Annotated in this window: 1 pseudogene; it reads right to left on the bottom strand. The window is 70.4% G+C overall.

The features are described 5' to 3' along the window. A pseudogene (locus AB0O00_RS39135) lies at positions 1 to 247 on the bottom strand (glycosyltransferase); the annotation flags it as partial. Positions 248 to 361 lie beyond the last annotated feature (114 nt).

Raw genomic sequence — 361 nt, forward strand, 5'->3', positions numbered from 1 at the left:
CGAAGCGCGCCTCCACCAGCGCGGGGGCCAGGCGGAAGGCGTCCTCGCCGGTCGGCGGCTTCGGGTTGGCGACGATCGACTTCACCGTCGGCCCCAGCGGCACGAGCGGCACGCCGACCCGCGTCAGCAGCGCCACGAAGTCGTCGTCCGCGGGCGCGCACACCGCCGCCTCCGCCCCGAGCTTCTGCAATTCCACCGCCAGCGCCGCCAGCGGTTCGACGTCTCCGCGCGATCCCCAGCTCGTCAACAAAACGCGCATTTTCCGGCTCCCGTTTCCGCAGGTCATGGGCCTCAGGCCGACGATTGTGCGGCATAACGGGGGCCTTGCGGCAAGCCCCCCGGTGCGTTATATCTTGAGAGT

It is taken from the genome of Kitasatospora sp. NPDC093558 (genome assembly GCF_040683475.1).
Lineage (GTDB): Bacteria > Actinomycetota > Actinomycetes > Streptomycetales > Streptomycetaceae > Kitasatospora.